We start from the raw sequence: 20,375 nt of genomic DNA on the forward strand, positions 1-20,375 counted from the left end.
TGTGTCCGCTTTCGCGAAAGCGGAATATTTAAAAATACTATATTGTACCTTTTTTTAAATAGATAGAATAATGGATAATCTCGATAACAATAATAACACTTACCGTCAAAGAAGAGGTAGAGAAGAGTACCAGCCGGCTGCAACTAATGATGCAGGAATGTTTGAGATGATAGGCAAGTGTTTTAAAAACTATGCAAACTTTACAGGTAGAGCCCGCAGGTCAGAATATTGGTATTTTAGATTGTTCAACTTCATAGTTTTGTTTTTCTTCTTTTTCGTATTTATGTTATTAGGATCTGATAAAGAAATGCGTGTTGTTTTATTGATCATTTATATTCTTTATGTGCTGGCAACCATTGTACCTAGTGTAGCAGTTACAGTTAGAAGATTACATGATACTGGTAGATCTGGATGGAGTTTTCTATTAGCGTTTGTTCCTGTGGCAAGTATAATAATACTTATTTTCTTAACGGAAGACAGCAAGTATGGAGCTAATCAATGGGGTGTTAATCCTAAAGGATTAGGAAGTGATAATTTTAACGCTCCTAAAAATCAATATAATGACGGTTTTTAACTTAAAAACTTTTAAATCTTTCTAAAACATAAAGAGTTACTTTCAATCTGATATTATATTTGTTTTAAAAATATTATGTGGAGAAAAGTATTTCAAGTGTTAGGACTAGTCGCAGCACTTTTAAGTTTACTGCCTCTTATAGCTGCAGACTACTGGTGGATAAGAGTTTTTGATTTTCCACATCTTCAACTTACCGCTTTTACTTTATTAGCAATTCTACTTTATTTCTTTACATTTAAGCCTAAATGGATTAATGATTATGCATACATAACAGTCTTATTAGGTTGTTTTGCCTTTCAATTTTTTAAAATAGTTGATTACACACCGTTATATCCGGTAGAAGTGGAAGACAGCTCTTCTGCTATTTCTGAGGATAATTACATTAGTATTTATACGGCAAATGTGTTGCAAGAAAATAAAAACACAGAAGAACTATTTAAAGAAATAGAATCTAAAGAACCAGATTTAATTGTTTTTACAGAGACTAATGATAGGTGGAGTGATGCTATAAAAAATAGAATAGGCGATTCATATCCTTTTAAAGTGGAGCAACCACAGGAGAATACTTATGGTATGCTAGTGTATTCTAAGTTAGAATTATCAGACACGAGAATTAAATTTCAAGTAGATCCAGAAATACCTTCTATTGATGCTAAGGTCAGGATGAAGAATGAAAATTTATTTCAATTATATGCGATACATCCTACACCACCCATGCCGCAGCACAATCCTTTAAGTACAGACCGTGATAAGGAGTTAATGCTTACTGCTATCGCAAGTAATAAGTCTAAAATACCGGTAATAGTTCTAGGTGATTTTAATGATGTGGCCTGGTCTCATAGCACCCAACTAACTAAAACAGTAGGCAAATTATTAGATTTGAGAATAGGAAGAGGGTTTTATAGCACCTACCACGCACAGTATCCATTGATGAGGTGGCCACTAGATCACATACTTATCTCACCAGAATTTAGATTAAAGAAAGCAGGTACTGGTGCAGATTTTGACAGTGACCACTTTCCGTCTTGGGCAGTTTTAACCTATGAGCCAGAGCTTGCAGATCAACAAAAACCGATTGAACCAGATGAAGATGACTGGAAACAAGCAAAAAAGCAATTGAAAACTACTGATTTACAATCTCTGTTAGATATTTGAGGTCTATTCTAAAAATTTAAGTACAGAATGTGAAATAGATAAGAATAACCTATTCTGTTTTTTCAGATTCAATTATTAAGTGAGGGTATTTATCCAGTTCATAATCTAGAACTAGTCCACCAGCAAGAGATTGAGTAATTTCAGATCCATAAAGTACATCGCATAGATACATGGCAGCCTCAAAAGATCTCGCACCGCCAGCGCTGGTAATTACATTTTGATCATGTACAAACCATATATTTTTTCTTATATCTAACTGAGGGAAAAGATCTTTCATTTGATCGATATCTGACGGGAAGGTTGTACTTACTTTATCGTCTAAGATTCCTGCTTGTGCTAGTACAAATGCACCATCACAATGGGACGTGATATACATGGCATTTTCACTTACTTGTTTTACAAAGTTGATCATTGTGTTGTTTTCTAGATCTGTATCTAGATGATGCTCTGCACTGGGAACTACCAGTATATCTATATTAGGCGCGTTATCAAATGTATAGTCAGGTAATATTCTTATTCCTTCAAATGTTGTGACCGCATCCATAGTTTGCGCTACCAAAAAGACATTCATAGGTTTTATGCCTTCACGGTATTTAGTGTGTTGAAATATATCAAATGGCGCTGTAAGTTCTGTGTTAAAAGTACCGTCCATTATTAGAAAACCCACATTGTATGCATTTTGTTTAAGTTGAGGTGTGGATACTTCTTCTTTAGTTATAGATTTTTCTAATTTGCTAGTTTTATTACAAGAAATTAAGCCGATGACTAAGAATACTGTTAAGAGTAAATTGGCATTGTTAGTTAAATTATAAACAATTGATTTCATATTAACTGTAGAGATAATACTTCTGGACGATTTTTGGGAAACCAAACTAAAACTCATGAATAGGATTATTTTAATTGTTAGTATAATAACACTTATTTCTGGAATGGCAGGTTTTTATCTAACTACACCATTAACTACATTTTTAAGAATTGTATTTCTCATCTCTGCAGATGTATTGATCATTATGCTACTAGGTAAATTATTATTTGCTGGTAATCGTGCTTTGAGAGTAAAGACAAAAAATAAAAAAGTAAGTGCTTCTTAATTAAGATTTTAATAAAAATGCCTCGGTTAATTTATAACTAGCACCAGCAGCTATTATTCCTAAACTTATACTTAGTATCAAATACCATATTGCAGATGCATAAGAGCCGTTTTTGAGTAGTAAAAACAACTCAGCACTAAATGTAGAAAACGTGGTAAGTCCACCACAAAAACCTACACCTAACAATACATACCACTGATGGGATAATTGCTCTCTATGAAATGCTGCTAAAAAACCACCTAGCAGTAAGCAACCTAATATATTGACACCTATGGTAGGAATCCATTTTAGTGTATTACTGTTCTCTATTAAGGAAAAATAAAACCTTAAGCTACTTCCTAGTCCACCGCCTATAAAAACAAATAAAAACGCCTTCATTTATTCTATAGGTATATAAATTTCAGTACGATAATCTGCTGGGTTAGGAGTGAGCATAGGGTCTGTTTTATATATTTCATAAGGAGACGCTATTGCTTTTACCAGTCCGTTTTGAGATATAAATTCTTCACCTTTTCTCCATGCCTCAGCGAGGTTGCTATACGCACCATTAAGAGTGATTTTCACTGCTTTTCCAGGTTCTTGGTAACTAGATAGGATATTACTGTTAGTAGCAGTAATCTCTCTATTTTCAACAGGAAGTGCTGCAGAGAATAAAACACTATTATTAGTAGGATCTATCTTTTCATATACCACACGTGGCATGCCGTACATATCGATATGATTGCGATTCATGTAAGACATAATGTTTTGAAGCATTTGAGATTTTACAATTTGCAATTTTTCTCTCTTTGTACTAGATGACATGTATAAAAAGTAACCACCTCCAGTTTCAATAATACCGTCTACATGAACTTGGTGTACAGACATTTGGTTATTCACATAGTCGTCTAGATTTTCTAAACCTGCAGTATACTTAGGTTTAATTTCATCTTCCATATTAAAGCCTAATACGGTAGTCATTACTTTATCTAATAGACCTTGTTCACCCTTAATATTCCATGTTACTTTAGTACCATTTTCGACGCGTTCTAGATCCATGATTACATCACTGTTAGAACTTGTCATACCATTATCATAGAACATATTCATAGCCACATATTTATTAGGCTCTATTCCTGTTATAGTCATTTTACCATTACCATAAGGATCTGTAAAAGAATAATTACCATCTACACCTTTAGTTTGTGTACCCATTGTAGAGGTTGTTTCTTCATCTTCTAACCATGGATTCCAGTTATCCCATTCTTTAAAATCTGCTAGTTGATCATAGATAAGGGATGGTGGTGCTGCGATAATACGAGATTCTGTTATATCATATTTTCCATCTTTTAATGAAAAATAGATAGCACCTCCTATGATGACGATTAATATTAGTATAAAAATGTACTTGAAAGCTTTCATTTAGGGTCTAATTATATATCAAAGATACGATTATTGAAAAAGATCTTAGTTAGAAAAGATATACTAGACTAGGTATCGCATATCATGCACGAAATAAATAGTCTACAATTAAATGAAAATAAGAAATATTTTAAAATAGGTGCAAATAAAAACTGCCAGATTAGATCTGGCAGTTTTAGAGAAAGTCATTATTAATGAGCTTTCTTCCCCCTAAAATTCTTTGTGTTATTTGGTTGGTTAGTCTATAACACATGAGTAAAATTAAGTCTAATTAAACCTTTAAAAAATACCCATTAATGGGTATTTTTTGTTAAAAAAACAGAGTGAAACAGCAGTTTTATTTAACGATGGTTAATTATGTGGGAAGAAGCCTATTTTTCATATTCTTTAATAGACATGTTGTAGAGTAATTACTACATGTTAAATAGTTTTTATTTTACATGTAGCATCTAATTATCTAAAAGTACCACTAGGAAAACTGACCATACTCTCTATACCATCTTTTCCTATTGCAGCTATACCAAAAAAGGAGTTGTCGATTACTATTCCTTTTAAAGTATATGCGTTTACATCACCTACATATCGCGAGTTATCCCAGGTAGGACTAGTAGTATCTCTCCAGTAAATTTTATATCCTACGGCATCTTTTACTTTGTCCCATTTAAATTTCACATGAGCTTCTACTATACCACCTATTTTAACATTTTGAGGTCTGCTAGGAGCCCATGCCAGTTGAGCTAGGTTAATAGCATTTACAGCAGTTAATTTTCTAGCATAAGGGAAATTAACATGCTCTACGACATCACCATATGCTATACCGTTTTCTGTTCTTATGTCTTGGTGTTGTTGGGTGTAATTTTCATGTGCTTCCATAATTCGTATTCCAGGAAAACCTAGATCTGCAAAAGGTCTGTGATGACCACCTCTCCCAAAACGGTCCAGTCTATAAACCATCATAGGCTTCATTTCTGGCATGTAAGTCTTTACTGATTTATGTATGTATCGAGCTAGTTGTCTAGAAATTCCATCTACTTCACCACCATAAAATCTGCGACCATTACGCTGTCGTTCTGTCTCAGTAGGATCTGTAGGTTCAGAAAAAATTCTAAATTCCCTGTTGTTGATTACGCCATCTACACCTTCTATATTTCCTATCATATCGTTATTTAAAAACCCTATGACATTCCATTTTTTCTTTTTAGCGTATTCAGCCAGTCCTTTTCCTCCAAAAAGGCCTTGTTCCTCACCACTTAAACCTACATAAACGATACTGTTCTTAAACTTGCGTTTGCTCAAAACTCGCGCAGCTTCTATAGTACCTGCCATACCACTAGCATTATCGTTTGCACCTGGCGCATCTGTTGTAAAGTCCATAGTATCACTAGCGCGAGAATCTATGTCACCACTCATCATCACCATATCATTAGGACTAGAGGTACCTCTTTGAATAGCAACCACATTTACTACCCAAGCATCTTTAGGTATGCGACTACCCATATCAGTAGAAACGAAATCTTTTTGATAGAACACCTCTAGACAGTCACCACATTCTTTTGATATTTGATCAAATTGTGCCTTGATCCATCTCCTTGCTGCGCCTATTCCTCTCGTGTTAGAAACCGTATCAGAAAATGTATTTCTCGTTCCAAAATCGGCTAGTGTACGCACGTCGTTCTCGATTCTATCTGCACTTACTTCATCAATGATAGTGTATAAGTCCATTTGATGGTCTGTAGGTACTTGTGCAATAGATAAGTAACTACAGAGTAGAGATAGTATTAATAGGTTTTTCATGTTTAAAAATTTAGCTACTAAGATAAGAGCTATGAATTTATGATGTTCTATGAAATTGTTAAAAGGATAATTTATAAGCACGCTTTCGCGAAAGCGGAATTTATATACCTCTAGAACCTTAAAAAAGTACATGTTCTTAATTTACTACACCAGATTATTTAGAGAAATCACACACTTTTTAAAGTCTTTATAATGCCTATAAAAAATTTAATAGAAATAAATCACAGATACTGTAATTTTACAGCAAAATATAATTTTAAAATAAATCGATGATTCAAAGAATAAAAAACAAAAATTATAATAAGATATTTTTGATATCAGGTGTAGTTTTAACTGGTCTACTAGTTTCATGTGGTGGGGCAAGTAAATCTATAGACAGTACTAATGTAAAAGATGCAGAATCGCCATTTATATTACCACTTCATGAGGATATAAAGGAGTGTTTTTCTTGTGACGAAAAAAAACCAATACATCTAGACCAATTTAAAACAGTGCTAACAGACTCAAAATTGCAACAATATAAGAACGGTGGAAAGAGTAGGGAAGAGTTTAAAAAATTAGATACTTTTTGTGATGATACTATTTTTAAAGTTTGTGGTGACGCCATGGTTTTACAAGCAACTGACGATAAGAATGATCGCGTAGAGTTTAGACAGCTCAAAAACTTGAAGCTTAATGATCAAAGTATCTTGAGGTTTCAAGCAAAATTTGAAAATCTACCTAATTCTAATGATAGAAAAGGAGTAACCTTAGCACAAATACATAATGATGCTCAAGGTGTAGGAAGGCCTCTATTTAGAGTAGAATACACAGGTGAAAATGAATTGAGAGCAGTACTTACCGATACGTACATTAAATATGAAGGAGAATCAACAAATGATTATTTAGTTGGTTTTAGAGATGGGCATGAGCTCTATTGTAAACTAGAAATTTTAGAATCTGGTAATCAAATTAGCGTTTATGTGAAGAATATCAATACCGGAAAGTCAAAGACTAAAATTTATACGGTAGATAACAAGTGGTTAGAAAAAGATGGAGATTTTTACTTTAAAACAGGAGCTTATTTACAAGTAGCTGGTAAAGCGCCACGAGTTAGTTACTACAGTTTAAAGTATTCATATTAATGAAAACAAAAATAGCTTATGCACTTAGTGCATAAGCTATTCTAGTAATGATAAGAAAGGATATTAAGCCTCTTTGTGTATCTCCACTGCGTGAGGATAAGGAATTTCAATTTTCTCTCTATCTAGTACAAGTTTTGTATTTTCTATAGTCCAGAAATAAACATCCCAATAGTCTTCTGGTGCACAGTAAGGTCTTACAGCTAGATTAACAGAACTTTCTGCAAGTTCACTAACGTTTACAGATGGTGCCGGATCTTTAAGTACTTTAGGATTAGATTCTAACATAGCAAGTAAAGCATCTTTAGCTTGTTTCATGTCTTCACCATATCCTATTCCTACAGTTGTATCTACTCTCATTTTACCTTCGGCAGTATAATTTATGATGTTACCGTTTGCCATAGGGCCATTAGGTATAAGAGCAAGTTTGTTTGCAGGGGTTATTAATTTAGTAACTAATATGTCGATCTCTTTCACAACACCTAATTCTCCTTGTGCCTCTACTAGATCACCTATTTTATAAGGTTTAAAAATTAAGATAAGAACACCACCAGCAAAGTTAGATAGAGAACCTTGTAAAGCAAGTCCTATTGCAAGACCAGCTGCGGCAAGAATAGCAGCAAAACTAGCTGTCTCAATTCCTAATGTACCTGCTACTGTTACTATAAGAAGTATGGTTAAAACCCATTTAAGTAAACTGGTTAAGAATTTCTTTAAGGTAACGTCATAATCTCTTTTATCCATTAATTTACTAGTAACTTTTACTAGCTTTTTAATGATAAATGCACCAATTATGTAAATTAAAATAGCTTTTAAAAGTGGTATACCATATTCTAGGGCATAACCAGTAATGTTTTCTAAGCTAAATCCGTCAGGACTTATATTTAGGTCTAAATTGTCTGCTTGTACTACAGGTTCTTGAATCATTTTTACTAATGTTTTTGTTTGTTGAACTCAAAATTAACTAGTAAAAAATGGGAATTAAAAAAGGATGATCTGTTTTTTTAAGAACTACGTTTTATCGGTTAAAAACACATTTTAACAGACTTTCTGCTGTTAATCTAAATTGTTAAAATATTAGATACAAAAAAACCGCTCCATAAGAGCGGTTTTAATAATTATTCAAGGAGTTTACTTTATCCTTTTTTCTGAATCTCTACTTGATGTGGGTAAGGTATATCAACACCTATGGCATCTAGAGTAGGTTTAAAGTTTTCTTGCAGATACCAATACACTGTCCACATGTCATCTGTGAGTGTATATGGTCTTACATTAATATTAATGGAGCTGTCAGCATTTGCAGCCACCATTATTTGTGGTGCAGGGTCTTTAAGTACAAGAGGATGGTCTTCTACTAGTTTGCGCAACGCTTCTAAAGTTTGTGTAATATTTGCGTCATAACTTACACCTATGGTGGTGTCACATCTTAAAATACCTTCTGCATTAAAATTAATAATATTCCCGTTCAACAATGGACCGTTAGGAATAATAGCCAGTTTGCGTTGTGGAGTTATTATTTTAGTTTGTAAGATATCTATTTCTTTAATAGTACCTAAAACGCCTTGAGCCTCGATAGTGTCACCTATTTTAAAAGGTTTAAATAATAATAGTAACACGCCACCAGCAAAATTAGACAACGATCCTTGTAACGCTAGCCCGATAGCTAGCCCTGCAGCTGCAATAACCGCGGCAAAACTAGTTGTTTGTATACCTAGTGTTCCTACTACCGTTATAATAAGTAAAATCCAAAGTCCCCATTTAATTAAATTGAGTAAGAATTTTTCTAAAGTTATATCGTAATCTCTAGCTAACATTATTTTTCTCGTTAGCTTCAGAGCTTTTTTAATTAACCACCTTCCTACAATAAAAATTAGAATCGCTTTTACTAACGGAATACCGTATTCTAAAATAAGCTCAAATCCTTTTTCAACATTAAAGTTGTCTAATATCTCTTTCATATAAAACAAAAGTAGAATAAGCCTCGAAAAACCTTGTTTATGATTTGTTAATAGTTGGGAACTTTATGATTTAATTTTAATAAATGATTTCTATTTAATTAAAAAGCCGCTATTTGGAAAATCCAATAGCGGCTTTAATTCATTTAAAATTTTCTAGAATACTAGAAAGGGTACTTATTAGCTTCAGTCACCTTATCTGCGATAGTATCTCTTAGAGCTACAATGTTAGGTAGGTTTGTATATTTAGTGAAACGTTTAAGTCCCATAAGCATCATGCGTTGTTCATCACCTTCAGCAAAGCTAGAAATACCTTCTTCAGCTCTTGCTTGGATAATTTTAGACGCTTGATATAAGTAATATTGAGACATTGCAATTTGCTCTTTTTGCTCTTCTACACTAGTACGAGCGATGTTCTTTTGAGTTCTAAGAATAGCACTCTCTGCCATATAGATCTCGATAAGAATATCTGACGCTGCAATTAATAATTGCTGGTGCTCTTCTAGTGCTGGACCGAATTTTTGCACCGCACTTCCTGCAACCATTAAGAATACTTTTTTAAGTTTCTTAACCATATCCATTTCTTCAGATAATGGCTCTGAAAAATCTGGTGTTTCAAAAGAAGGAATAGAAGTAAGTTCATTTCCTACTGCCATTGCTGGCTCTAGTAAGTTAACGTGACCTTTCATCGCTTTTTTAACTAACATTCCTACTGCTAGCATACGGTTAATCTCGTTAGTACCTTCATAAATACGTGAGATACGAGCATCTCTCCATGCAGCCTCCATAGGAGCATCTGCACTGAAGCCCATACCACCATAAATTTGTATACCTTCATCACTACATGCTTGCATATCCTCAGATACAGCAACCTTAAGGATAGAACATTCTATAGCAAATTCTTCAACACCTTTCAATTCAGCCTCTGCAAAGGTTGCACCTTCTTCCTGACGCAAGTGGATGCGGTTTTCTACATCTTTTGCTGCGCGATAAGAAGCACTTTCACCCACATAAGCATTAACAGCCATTTCAGCAAGTTTCTTTCTTATAGCTCCAAATTTTGCGATAGGAGTTTTAAACTGCTCACGCTCATTAGCATAATTAGTAGCAAGTGTAATTACACGACGTTGTGCATCTAGACATGCTGCAGCTAGTTTTATACGACCTACATTTAATGCATTCATCGCAATTTTAAAACCTTCACCACGACCAGCAAGCATATTTTCTACAGGAACCAGGCAGTCATTAAAGAATACCTGACGAGTAGAAGAGGAGTGAATACCTAATTTGTGTTCTTCTTCTCCCATTGTAATCCCATTACTAGGATCGTTTTCTACGATAAATCCAGTAATGTTTTTATCATCTTCTAGACGTGCAAATACTACAAATACATTACAGAAACCTGCATTTGAAATCCACATTTTTTGACCATTGATCTTGTAGTGTTTTCCATCTGCAGTAAGCTCTGCTTTTGTCTTACCAGAATTTGCATCAGACCCTGCACCAGGCTCTGTTAAACAATAAGCTCCAAACCACTCACCAGTAGCAAGTTTAGGAACGTATTTTTTCTTTTGCTCTTCAGTACCGTATAGAGTAATAGGCATAGTACCTATTCCTGTATGTGCTCCAAAAGCAGTTGCGATAGATCCAGTTGCACCAGAAATATAATCACAAACTAACATAGTAGAGACAAAGCCCATACCTAGACCATCATACTCTTCTGGAACAGCTACACCTAAGAATCCCATTTCTCCAGCTTTGCGCATTACTTCTTCAGTAAGTGCATAGTCTTTCTTTTCAAATCGGTCTTTATTAGGAACGATCTCTTTGTCTACAAATTCCTGTACACTCTCGCGCATCATCTTTTGTTCATCAGAGAAGTCTTCTGGAGTAAATACTTCTGATGGATTTGTTTCTTTCACGATGAATTGTCCACCGCGTATCATTTCTATTTTATTTTCTGTTGACATAATATGTATTGTTATCTCGCTTTCGCGAAAGCGTAATTCTTAATTTAAAAACTCAAAAATACCAGCAGCACCTTGTCCAGTACCTACACACATGGTAACCATACAGTGTTTTCCTTGGTTTCCTCTCTTGCGCATCTCATCAAAGATTTGCACAGATAGTTTTGCTCCTGAACAACCTAGTGGATGACCTAGTGCGATAGCACCACCGTTAACGTTAACGATGTCTTTATTAAGACCTAGTTCTCTAACCACAGCAACAGACTGACTTGCAAAAGCTTCATTTAACTCAATAAGAGCCATATCTTCTTTTTTAAGACCTGCTTGTTTTAATGCCTTTGGAATAGCTTCTATAGGCGCAATACCCATAACTCTAGGTTCTACAGCTGCTACGGCAAAGCTTACTAGTTTTGCAATAGGCTTTATACCTAATTCATTTACCATTTCTTCACTCATTACAAGTGTAAAAGCAGCACCATCACTAGTTTGAGAAGAGTTACCAGCTGTAACACTACCACCTGCAGCAAATACTGGACGTAATCTTGCCAGCGCCTCTAGATTTGTACCTTTTCTAGGTCCTTCATCTTTAGTTACTGTATAGGTTCTAGTTTTCTTTTTACCGTTCTCGTCAAGATAAGTTTCTTCTACATCGATAGGAACAATTTGATCTTGGAAACGGTTTTCAGCTTGTGCTTTTAAGGCTTTCATGTGAGAGTCATAAGCAAATTGATCTTGCTCTTCTCTAGAAACCTTATAGTCATTTGCAACCTCTTCTGCAGTAAGTCCCATTCCCCAGTAGTAGTCTTCATGACCTTGCTTTGCCAGGCTATAAGCAGGAGCAGGTTTATAACCACCCATAGGAACATAACTCATGCTTTCTACACCACCGGCAACGATACATTGTGCCATACCAGATTGTACTCTAGCTACGGCTGCACCGATAGCATCTAGTCCAGATGCACACCATCTATTGATACTTATACCTGGAATGTCTACTCTTTCTAATGCTAGAAGTGATATCTGACGTGCCATGTTAAGTCCTTGCTCAGCCTCTGGCATCGCATTACCTATGATCATGTCATCGATGCGACCTTTATCAAAATCAGGAAGGTCTTTTAACATTCCTTGAATAGTTTCTGCTGCTAGCTCGTCTGGTCTTTTAAATCTAAAAACCCCACGACCTGATTTTCCTACTGCCGTTCTTTTTGCGGCAACTATATATGCGTTTGTCATTTTCTTAGTTTCTTAAAGGTTTACCTTTCTGGATCATGTGTTGAAGTCTCTCCAGTGTTTTTCTCTCTCCAGTAAGACTTAAGAATGCTTCACGTTCTAGGTCTAATAAATACTGTTCAGAGACAAGGGTAGGGGCACTTAAATCACCACCTGCCATTACATAAGCTAGTTTATTTGCGATTTTTAAGTCGTGCTCGCTTATATATTTTCCAGCTTTCATCGCGTCAGTTCCTACTAAGAACATTCCTAATGCTTGCTGGCCCAATACTTTTATATCCTTGCGCATAGCAGGTTGTGTATAACCTTTGTCAGCTAGAAGTCTCGCTTGTGCTTTTGCAAAAGCAATACGTCTATTATCGTTTACAACAACATGATCCACACCTTTTCTCAAGATGCCTAGATCGTATGCTTCATAAGCACTTGTTGCAACTTTAGCTGTTCCTATAGTAAGGAAGTATTCTCTAAGTCTATTTAATTCTACGTCATTTTTCTCAAAAGTGTCACTAGCTCTTAGTGCCATCTCTTTTGATCCACCACCACCAGGGATTACACCTACACCAAATTCTACTAGACCGATGTAAGTCTCTGCACTAGCAACAGCAACGTCAGAGTGCATGGTCATTTCACAACCACCACCTAATGCCATTTGATGCGGCGCAACGATAGTAGGAATACTACTGTAACGCAATCTCATAACTGTATCTTGGAATTGTTTGATAGCCATATTCAGCTCATCATATTCCTGCTCTACAGCCATCATAAATATCATACCGATATTTGCTCCTACAGAGAAGTTAGCACCATTATTTGCTACTACTAAACCGTCAAAACGATCTTCGGCGATATCAATAGCTTTATTCATACCAGCAAGTACGTCACCACCTATAGAATTCATCTTAGAAGTAAATTCTACATTAAGGATACCGTCACCTATATCATGTACAGTTACACCAGAATTTTTGAAGACTGGGGCATTTGCACGTAAATTATCTAGAATGATAAATCCATCCTGACCTGGTTTCTTTACATAATCTTTATCTGGGATAGAGTAGTAGTAAGTAGAGCCATCTTTTACTGTATAGAAAGATTCAAATCCTTTCTCTAGCATTTCTGTTACCCAAGCAGCTGGTTTTTTACCGATTGCTTCCATTAACTCCACACCTTTTGCAACACCTACGGCATCCCAAACCTGATATGGTCCATGTTCCCAACCAAAACCTGCACTCATCGCATCGTCTATACGGTATAACTCATCGCTTATTTCTGGAATTCTATGTTGTACGTATGCAAATAGTGAAGCAAATGATTTTCTATAGAAATCACCAGCTTTATCTTTTCCTTTAATTAATACAGGAAAACGATCTGCTACGTTATCAATAGTTTTTGTTAATTCTAGAGTAGCAAACTTTGCACGAGGTTGTGCAACGTACTCCATAGAATCTAGGTCTAATGCTAGAATCTCTTTCTTACCTTCTTTAGTGATATTCTTTTTATAGAATCCTTGCTTTGTTTTAGAACCCAACCACTTGTTCTCCATCATGGTGTTGATGAATTCTGGTAATTTAAAGGTGTCTTTATGCTCGTCTTCTGGGCAGTTTTCATAAACACCATTTGCAACATGTACAAGTGTATCTAGTCCAACAACGTCTACAGTTCTAAACGTGGCAGACTTAGCACGTCCTATGACAGGACCAGTAAGTTTATCCACCTCAGAAACGGTAAGACCCATTTCTTTAACTGTGTGGAACAAACTCTGAATAGAGAATATACCGATACGGTTTCCTATAAATGCAGGAGTATCCTTTGCAAGAACTGATGTCTTACCTAAGTATTTCTCTCCATATTCCATTAAAAAGTCAGTAACCTCAGGATCACAATTAGGACCTGGAACAACTTCAAATAATTTTAAATATCTCGGCGGATTGAAAAAGTGTGTTACTGCAAAGTGCTTCTGGAAATCTTCACTACGTCCTTCATTCATGAAAGAGATAGGAATACCAGAAGTATTTGATGTAATTAAAGTACCAGGTTTACGGTACTTCTCAATTTGTTCAAAAACAGATTTTTTAATATCTAATCTTTCAACAACGACTTCAATAATCCAGTCGGTGTCTTTAATTTTAGATAAGTCATCAGTTAAATTTCCTGTAGAAATTCTGTTTACAAATGAGTTATTGTATAAAGGTGCCGGTTTACTCTTTACAGAAGCTGTAAGGTTATCGTTAACCATACGGTTACGAACTACCTTGTCCTCTAGAGTTAGACCTTTGGCCTTTTCTTTGTCAGTAAGTTCTCTTGGGACTATGTCCAGTAGGAGTACTTCACAACCTATGTTTGCAAAATGGCAAGCAATTCCACTTCCCATGATACCAGAACCTATTACGGTTACATGTTTTATTCTACGTTTTCCCATATTATTTTTGAGCTAATAGAGCTTTTTTTTTGAAGATTTTTTTAGAGTTTACTATTTCGTTAATTTTAAAGGCAACTTCTAGAAAGGTATCTATTTTTTCTGGTTCAATCTCATTTTTAACGACTTGGTCAAAAGTTTTAACAACTGACTTTGAAAATTCTCTCATTTCAGCGCCGAAATCTGTCAGATGAATCAATACACTTCTTCCATCTTCTGGATTTCTACGTCTTTCTATGAGACCTTTATTCTCCATCATTTTAAGTGTACGTGATAGAGAAGTAGCTTCCATTCCCATTTTAGGTCCTAAAGCTGTACTAGGTGTTCCTGTTTCTGGATCTATACTAATAAGAGCAAATCCTGTAGACATAGTACTGCCCTTAACAGCAGCTTGTTCATTATACATTTTAGAAACTGACATCCATGTAGCTCTAAGAATGTAATCGATTGTTTTATCTCTCATAATTATAAATATACTGCAATATAGTAATTTTTGTTATGCATGCATAGTAAAATATTGTAAAATTTCAAACGATATAGTTTCAAGTGTAATTTATTCAGTCTCGCTTTCGCGAAAGCGGAACTAACAGTACAGCTTAAAGATAAAAAAAAATCCTAGTTAATTAAAACTAGGATTTTGATTATTTGTTAATTCTATTTATTTAGTAGTTGATATAGACCCAACTAGCTGTGTCTTCTATGTCTGCGTCATTATATTTAATAACGTAAAAGTAAACTCCGGTAGGTAGTAAGCCATCGCCAGATAATACACCGCTATTAGGTATTCCTGCAAATTCAACATAATTGCTAGCAGCTGTTTCATAAACAACTGATCCATTACGGTTGAATATTTGAAGACTAAAGTTATCGTATTGTTCAGCAAGTCCAGGAATAGAGAATGTATCATTTATTCCATCGTTATTAGGAGAGAAACCTTCTGGGAAGATGATTTCACATCTCTCAAATATGATGGTAAATTGAGAAGTGTTGAAACATCCTGTAACATTATCTTCTAATCTAGCAAACAATAAATCAGAAGTTGTTCCAGCTTGAAAAGGAACCACATAAGTAGTAGGTAATGCGTTAACACCAGCTTGAGCGTCTGCATCTGTGGTATAGTAACTTATTGTAAAGTCTGTAGCGCTATTTCCATTAAGAATGATATCGTCTTGTACAGACAGTTCAAATAGATTTTGATTTAAATCAACACTATCATCACATATATTAGTAAGATCTGGAGCGTTACCTATAGATGGAGCAGCTTGTACTGTTATCATAAAACTAGTTGTGTTGAAACAACCGTCTGGTGTTTCTGATCTCACAAAGATTTCTTCAGAACCTGTTACATTATATGTGTTAGGTAAAGGATTGTTACCAGAGTCTGCATCACTAAGGCTATTGTAGTAAGAAACAGTATTTAATCCAGTAGGGTCTACGTTGTTATCTTGATCTGATAATATAAAGTCACTACTACCATCTAATGGTGCATCATCACATACTTCAATATTCATCGGTGTAGAAATAGATGGTAAATCTTGAACGATCAAACTTATAGGTGCTGTTCCAAAACAGTCAGCTTCATTTGTATTCTGTAGTCTTACAAATACAATTTGAGGTGATGTAGTGTTTGTAAAAGGTACAGTTGTATCTATTGCTGCGGTATTCATGTCAGCATCCACTTGTGTAGGGTGGTAGGTATAGCTTACGTCTACTGGGTTACCAGCGGTATTCTCTATAACACTTAGGTAACCTGCAAGATCAAAATCTTCTATACCATCCTCGCTAGAGTCATCACATAGCTCAAAATCTGGGATATTTGAAACACTAGGCGTTGTGCTAACGGTAAGGTCAAATGATGCTACAGCACTACAACCGTCGTCTATAGGAGACGTGTTGTTTGCGATTCTTACCCAAACTTGTACAGTACCTACGCTTACATCATAATTATCCGGTAAAGGATTTGTGTCCATTTCAGCATCTGTTTGAGTAGGGTGGTAAGAGATATTGAAGGTTGCTGCGTCTTGAGTACCTAATACATCTGCTGTGAATTGCGTTAAGTCAACAATTTCTGAACCAGAATTATCGTCATCACAGTAATCTAATAATGTAGTATCAACAGGATCTACGATTCCATTTTCATAAATGGTTATGTCTTGCGTAAAATCTCTAACGTCACCAGATACGTTTGTAACATTTACACTAACTGTATATGTTCCTGCAGCAGCGTAAGTATTTTGAACAATTCCAGGTCCTGTAACTGATAAGGTATTACCATCTCCAAAATTCCAAACAGATGCTGCTACTTGTGGTAAACATGCTAATTGAAAATCTGTTGCATCACCTTGACACTGATCATTAACAGTAAATGAGCTTGCAAAATTAGATTGTATAAATACAGGAAGACCTTGTTGAGAAACTCCTGGTGAAATATCGATAGCTGTTGGGTTGTAAACAGGAGTTGCTGTTTCTGGATCAATAGACCCTAAAAAACTAGTACCAAATCTGGTAACATATATTTTCCCATCTCTACCTAGTTGTAATGTACCTCTTGAGCCTCCTGTAATATCAGCAAATTCATTTCTTGAGGCTATAATATTTGTTTCTTCACATAGGTCGTATTGAACTAATTTTCTGTTACTTGTTGCGCTAGGGCTAAATGAGCTACTTATATCGTGATATAAATATTGAGATGATGGAGAAAACTCTACCCCATATACAGGACCATTATCTAGACGTAATCCGGCGCCACCAAACTGACCATTACCAGGATTAAAATCGTAAAGCCAAGCTCCTGTTTGATTAGTACCGCCGCCAAATCCAGCATTTTGATGAGCGACAACTAATTTAGTTCCATCAGGTGAAACTCTTAACATACCTCTATCTCCGTCATTTTCTGAAGCAAGGGCAGGGAAGTTTGCCGAGTTACCATTAGATGCTTGTGGTACTGGAGAGGCATTAACGAATGATATACCTGTTCCAGGAATTCCTCTTACTTCCCATGCAAATAAAGAGTTGAAATTTCCTGTACCAGGATTAGTACTAGTACCATTTTGTCTAGCATAGGTCATCACATATGCATTATTACTATTTGTTTTAATAGTGGCGGCTACTTTTTCAGCACATTCATCCATTAAAATTACATTTTTGACACCAGGTACTATATCTCCTAATCCTCCACTTAGCTGCATTTCAATACGAGAATAGGCTAGGGGACCGTTACCAGCATTACCGACTGTGAATATGAAATATACATCAGACGTTTCAGGAGCCTTTACAATGATTGCTGCTTGCGTTGCAGAACCTCCACCTAGTAAACCAGTACCATTAGACATAATTGCACCATTACGATTCCAAACTGTACTTCCGTTAGTGTAAAATAATAAATTTCCATTATCATCTGAAATAGTACCTACTCCTTCATCTTGCATAAAACCAGATCCAGCTATGAAAGGTTCTGTAGATCTATTTTGAGGATTAGGATTAAACTCTATGGCTGCATTGTCTCCAAAAACCCACCATGAGGATTCTAATTGTGCATTGATTTGAAAACTTAATAAAAAAGTTAAGGTTAGGAGGAAAAGTTTTTTCATTTTTTTGTAGTTAATTGGATTGTAGTTTTTGCTATCTTAAATAAACATAACCGGCTTTGGGCTTTATGTTAGGTTCATTTAATTCTAATACATAAAAATATGTACCTGTCGGCAAAATGTCATTAGTATGAAATAAACCAGTATTTGATGTGCCGTCCCATCCACCAGTTATGTTATTTCCTTCCCAAATCTTTTGTCCGTACCGGCTAAATATATACATTTTATGTTTATCATAAATATTATATAGGCCAGAAACGATAAACGTATCATTTAATCCATCACCGTCAGGTGTTATGACGTTAAAAACCTCAATTTCACAGAGTTTTGTAATTATTTTGAAAGAAAAGACATCAAAACAATTTAAAGTAGATACCCTAACAAAGATTTCTTGAGTTAAATAAAGATTTGTATAACTGCTTGGGTTAAGGATTTGATTTATGTTTTCAAGAGCATCAGCTTCAGATTCGAAAAAGGTAACTTCTTGATTTGAATTGTTATTTATCTGTTCTGCTATTTGTGTTAAATCAAAAACAGCTTTGTCAAAACCTAGCTCACACTCTTCAATAATAGGTTGGAAATCATTGATCTGTACAGAGTTAAAAACAACGACATCTTGCGTTATTGTAAATGTTTGTACTAACGTTTCTACTGTCGCTGTAACAGTGTAGGTGCCAGGAGCAGAGAATAGATGAGTAGGTGTTAAGTCGTTTGAAAAATTGTTTATTCCTGAATCTATATCATCAAAATCCCAATTTATTGATACTATGCTTGCAGCAGTTTGAATACTAAAATCTTGGGGCTCACCAAAACAATGATCCATAGTCTCGATCTCTCCATTAAGTAAAAATGATTGTACAAATATGGGTAGTCCATACCATGCAACTGTATTAGGAGATAAAGGGAATGAGTTGTATTCATAATTAGAACCAACACCGATAGTATCGGGATTATTTATAACGCTTAAAGCGTTTTGTTGTATTCTACTATGGTAAATTTTATTATCCAGTCCTAATTGCAAAGCACCTCTAAAAGGTGTGATGTTATCATCATGTATTACTTGTGCGCTGGCAGCTATATTATTAGAAGTTAAATCGTACTGAATGATTTCTCCTCTTAAAAAATCAAAAATTTGTGTTGTAGATGCATTCATGTAGTCTACTTCGGCATATAAGAACTGACCATTTCCAGAAAATTCAACTCCATAAATAGAACCACCATCAGATCGTGTCAGCAACGCCTGTGGATTAGAAACCACGCCGGTTGAATTGTCAAAATCATAGAGATAAAGTTCACCACCGTTGGTATATGCAAGACTTCTAGCTGTTAGTACATTTGTTATACCAGAAAACTCGGCTGTGGTGTTATTTGAAAAATGAGCTGCGGCTAGTTTGTTACCTCTCGCATTTATTTTTATATAACCTCTCATTGCAGCAACATCTACATTTGTAACTGTGGAGTTAATTAATTCTATGAAAGGAGCGACTTGAGAAGATACTGGAGTTGTGTTAAGTCCACTAACTGTAAGTTCATAAGAATAAAATGTACCTTCAAATTGTGATATAATCCAGAAACCGTCTCCTGCGGCATTTGTAATAGCTGTAAGTTTTTCTGATGTGATGGGTAGTAGATTGATGTTTTTATTAAAAGGATCTACATCACCTGTGCCATTATTAAGTGTCATGTCTACTATAGAATAATGCAACCCTTCTGTATTGCGATATAAGGAGTCATCTGTGTCTACTGTAAAAACATAGTAAATACTAGAATTGCCAGGTAAAGGTACTATTATGGCACTACTTGTACTGGAAGAATTTCCCTTTAAACCAGTCCCGTTAGGCATGATTACATGGTTTGCATCATAAATTAAAGAGCCATCTGTGTAAAATAATAAATTTCCAAAAGGATCTGAAATCGTTGCGCAACCTTCTCCAGTTACTAACTGACCATTATCTACAGCCACAGCATTACCAGATGTGAAATCGATACCTGCATTGATACCAAAATACCAATAGGATGATTCTAGTTGCGCTTTCGCGAAAGCGGAACAGATAAAAATTAATAAATAAAATATATACTTCATTGCT

General features: G+C 35.2%; 16 protein-coding genes. 4 read left to right on the forward strand and 12 right to left on the reverse strand.

Annotated elements, in window-relative coordinates; translation table 11 throughout:
• Positions 1-70 precede the first annotated feature (70 nt).
• Together ACJJVN_RS07640 and ACJJVN_RS07645 are read left to right on the forward strand one after the other, a co-directional pair.
• Positions 71-574, forward strand: a complete 504-nt coding sequence (locus ACJJVN_RS07640) for a DUF805 domain-containing protein (RefSeq protein WP_405377692.1) — start codon at positions 71-73, stop codon at positions 572-574.
• A gap of 75 nt (positions 575-649) precedes the next feature.
• Positions 650-1,729: an endonuclease/exonuclease/phosphatase family protein gene (locus ACJJVN_RS07645; protein WP_405377693.1), complete on the forward strand. Its 1,080-nt coding sequence runs from the start codon at positions 650-652 to the stop codon at positions 1,727-1,729.
• A gap of 49 nt (positions 1,730-1,778) precedes the next feature.
• Here ACJJVN_RS07645 and ACJJVN_RS07650 read toward each other — a convergent pair whose 3' ends face one another.
• Complete coding sequence (locus tag ACJJVN_RS07650) at positions 1,779-2,555, reverse strand: DJ-1/PfpI family protein (RefSeq protein WP_405377694.1); 777 nt, start codon at positions 2,553-2,555, stop codon at positions 1,779-1,781.
• Positions 2,556-2,610: 55 nt separating this feature from the next.
• Between ACJJVN_RS07650 and ACJJVN_RS07655 the strand changes: the two genes are divergently transcribed.
• Positions 2,611-2,820 carry a hypothetical protein gene (locus ACJJVN_RS07655; protein WP_405377695.1) on the forward strand — a complete coding sequence of 70 codons (210 nt, stop codon included), beginning with the start codon at positions 2,611-2,613 and terminating at the stop codon, positions 2,818-2,820.
• Here ACJJVN_RS07655 and crcB read toward each other — a convergent pair whose 3' ends face one another.
• The 3 genes from crcB to ACJJVN_RS07670 all read right to left on the reverse strand — a co-directional run bounded on the left by crcB (position 2,821) and on the right by ACJJVN_RS07670 (position 6,015).
• On the reverse strand, positions 2,821-3,198 hold the full coding sequence (gene crcB, locus ACJJVN_RS07660) for a fluoride efflux transporter CrcB (RefSeq protein WP_405377696.1): 378 nt from the start codon (positions 3,196-3,198) through the stop codon (positions 2,821-2,823).
• On the reverse strand, positions 3,199-4,221 hold the full coding sequence (locus tag ACJJVN_RS07665; RefSeq protein WP_405377697.1) for an SRPBCC family protein: 1,023 nt from the start codon (positions 4,219-4,221) through the stop codon (positions 3,199-3,201).
• A gap of 453 nt (positions 4,222-4,674) precedes the next feature.
• Entirely contained in the window at positions 4,675-6,015 is a 1,341-nt protein-coding gene (locus tag ACJJVN_RS07670) for a M28 family peptidase (protein WP_405377698.1), read from the reverse strand.
• Positions 6,016-6,284: 269 nt separating this feature from the next.
• Between ACJJVN_RS07670 and ACJJVN_RS07675 the strand changes: the two genes are divergently transcribed.
• Positions 6,285-7,139 carry a polysaccharide lyase family 7 protein gene (locus ACJJVN_RS07675; RefSeq protein WP_405377699.1) on the forward strand — a complete coding sequence of 285 codons (855 nt, stop codon included), beginning with the start codon at positions 6,285-6,287 and terminating at the stop codon, positions 7,137-7,139.
• Positions 7,140-7,202: 63 nt separating this feature from the next.
• Here ACJJVN_RS07675 and ACJJVN_RS07680 read toward each other — a convergent pair whose 3' ends face one another.
• The 8 genes from ACJJVN_RS07680 to ACJJVN_RS07715 all read right to left on the reverse strand — a co-directional run bounded on the left by ACJJVN_RS07680 (position 7,203) and on the right by ACJJVN_RS07715 (position 20,371).
• Positions 7,203-8,063, reverse strand: a complete 861-nt coding sequence (locus tag ACJJVN_RS07680) for a mechanosensitive ion channel family protein (RefSeq protein WP_104515174.1) — start codon at positions 8,061-8,063, stop codon at positions 7,203-7,205.
• Positions 8,064-8,272: 209 nt separating this feature from the next.
• Positions 8,273-9,094 carry a mechanosensitive ion channel family protein gene (locus ACJJVN_RS07685; protein ID WP_405368970.1) on the reverse strand — a complete coding sequence of 274 codons (822 nt, stop codon included), beginning with the start codon at positions 9,092-9,094 and terminating at the stop codon, positions 8,273-8,275.
• Positions 9,095-9,255: 161 nt separating this feature from the next.
• Positions 9,256-11,061, reverse strand: coding sequence for an acyl-CoA dehydrogenase family protein (locus ACJJVN_RS07690; protein WP_104515172.1), 1,806 nt, complete (start codon positions 11,059-11,061; stop codon positions 9,256-9,258).
• Positions 11,062-11,100: 39 nt separating this feature from the next.
• Positions 11,101-12,291, reverse strand: a complete 1,191-nt coding sequence (locus tag ACJJVN_RS07695; RefSeq protein WP_104515171.1) for an acetyl-CoA C-acyltransferase — start codon at positions 12,289-12,291, stop codon at positions 11,101-11,103.
• Between the two features lie 4 nt (positions 12,292-12,295).
• Positions 12,296-14,704, reverse strand: a complete 2,409-nt coding sequence (locus ACJJVN_RS07700; protein WP_405377700.1) for a 3-hydroxyacyl-CoA dehydrogenase/enoyl-CoA hydratase family protein — start codon at positions 14,702-14,704, stop codon at positions 12,296-12,298.
• 1 nt (position 14,705) lies between these two features.
• Positions 14,706-15,164 carry a MarR family winged helix-turn-helix transcriptional regulator gene (locus ACJJVN_RS07705; protein ID WP_104515169.1) on the reverse strand — a complete coding sequence of 153 codons (459 nt, stop codon included), beginning with the start codon at positions 15,162-15,164 and terminating at the stop codon, positions 14,706-14,708.
• A gap of 199 nt (positions 15,165-15,363) precedes the next feature.
• On the reverse strand, positions 15,364-18,291 hold the full coding sequence (locus tag ACJJVN_RS07710) for a gliding motility-associated C-terminal domain-containing protein (protein WP_405377701.1): 2,928 nt from the start codon (positions 18,289-18,291) through the stop codon (positions 15,364-15,366).
• 31 nt (positions 18,292-18,322) lie between these two features.
• Positions 18,323-20,371 (reverse strand): gliding motility-associated C-terminal domain-containing protein, encoded by a 2,049-nt coding sequence (locus tag ACJJVN_RS07715; RefSeq protein ID WP_405368963.1) that lies wholly within the window; start codon positions 20,369-20,371, stop codon positions 18,323-18,325.
• Positions 20,372-20,375: the final 4 nt, after the last annotated feature.

The sequence above is a fragment of the Nonlabens sp. Asnod3-A02 genome, from assembly GCF_045063755.1.
In the GTDB taxonomy this organism is placed as follows: Bacteria; Bacteroidota; Bacteroidia; order Flavobacteriales; family Flavobacteriaceae; genus Nonlabens; species Nonlabens xylanidelens.